Source organism: Erwinia sp. V71 (assembly GCF_965644245.1).
Classification (GTDB): Bacteria; Pseudomonadota; Gammaproteobacteria; order Enterobacterales; family Enterobacteriaceae; genus Erwinia.
This window is the reverse complement of record NZ_CBFFRK010000188.1, coordinates 1-1,743: the sequence shown is the minus strand read 5'-3', so window position 1 is coordinate 1,743 and position 1,743 is coordinate 1. Positions and strand designations below refer to the sequence as shown.

1 rRNA gene is annotated in these 1,743 nt (G+C 53.2%); it reads right to left on the bottom strand.

Annotated elements, in window-relative coordinates:
* Positions 1-48: 48 nt before the first annotated feature.
* Positions 49-1,588, bottom strand: a 16S ribosomal RNA gene (locus ACSZO1_RS21620).
* Positions 1,589-1,743 lie beyond the last annotated feature (155 nt).

Below are 1,743 nucleotides of genomic sequence, written 5' to 3'. Positions count from 1 at the left end.
TTCATCAGACAATCTGTGTGAGCACTTCGCGGGAATGATTCACTTAGGTAAGGAGGTGATCCAACCGCAGGTTCCCCTACGGTTACCTTGTTACGACTTCACCCCAGTCATGAATCACAAAGTGGTAAGCGCCCTCCCGAAGGTTAAGCTACCTACTTCTTTTGCAACCCACTCCCATGGTGTGACGGGCGGTGTGTACAAGGCCCGGGAACGTATTCACCGTGGCATTCTGATCCACGATTACTAGCGATTCCGACTTCATGGAGTCGAGTTGCAGACTCCAATCCGGACTACGACGCACTTTATGAGATCCGCTTGCCCTCGCGAGGTCGCTTCTCTTTGTATGCGCCATTGTAGCACGTGTGTAGCCCTGGTCGTAAGGGCCATGATGACTTGACGTCATCCCCACCTTCCTCCGGTTTATCACCGGCAGTCTCCCCTGAGTTCCCACCCGAAGTGCTGGCAACAGAGGATAAGGGTTGCGCTCGTTGCGGGACTTAACCCAACATTTCACAACACGAGCTGACGACAGCCATGCAGCACCTGTCTCACAGTTCCCGAAGGCACCAATCCATCTCTGGAAAGTTCTGTGGATGTCAAGACCAGGTAAGGTTCTTCGCGTTGCATCGAATTAAACCACATGCTCCACCGCTTGTGCGGGCCCCCGTCAATTCATTTGAGTTTTAACCTTGCGGCCGTACTCCCCAGGCGGTCGATTTAACGCGTTAGCTCCGGAAGCCACGCCTCAAGGGCACAACCTCCAAATCGACATCGTTTACAGCGTGGACTACCAGGGTATCTAATCCTGTTTGCTCCCCACGCTTTCGCACCTGAGCGTCAGTCTTCGTCCAGGGGGCCGCCTTCGCCACCGGTATTCCTCCAGATCTCTACGCATTTCACCGCTACACCTGGAATTCTACCCCCCTCTACGAGACTCAAGCCTGCCAGTTTCAAATGCAGTTCCCGGGTTGAGCCCGGGGATTTCACATCTGACTTAACAGACCGCCTGCGTGCGCTTTACGCCCAGTAATTCCGATTAACGCTTGCACCCTCCGTATTACCGCGGCTGCTGGCACGGAGTTAGCCGGTGCTTCTTCTGCGGGTAACGTCAATCGACGCGGTTATTAACCACATCGCCTTCCTCCCCGCTGAAAGTACTTTACAACCCGAAGGCCTTCTTCATACACGCGGCATGGCTGCATCAGGCTTGCGCCCATTGTGCAATATTCCCCACTGCTGCCTCCCGTAGGAGTCTGGACCGTGTCTCAGTTCCAGTGTGGCTGGTCATCCTCTCAGACCAGCTAGGGATCGTCGCCTAGGTGAGCCGTTACCCCACCTACTAGCTAATCCCATCTGGGTTCATCCGATGGTGTGAGGCCCGAAGGTCCCCCACTTTGGTCTTGCGACGTTATGCGGTATTAGCTACCGTTTCCAGTAGTTATCCCCCTCCATCGGGCAGATCCCCAGACATTACTCACCCGTCCGCCACTCGTCACCCAAGAGCAAGCTCTCTGTGCTACCGTTCGACTTGCATGTGTTAGGCCTGCCGCCAGCGTTCAATCTGAGCCATGATCAAACTCTTCAATTAAAAGTGTCTGATGCTCAAAGAATTAAACTTCGTAATGAATTACGTGTTCACTCTTCAAGACTTGATATATCAATTTTTTCGTTCCGGAGAACGTTGCGATATCAATCCTGCGAGTGCCCACACAGATTGTCTGATAAATTGTTAAAGAGCAGTGC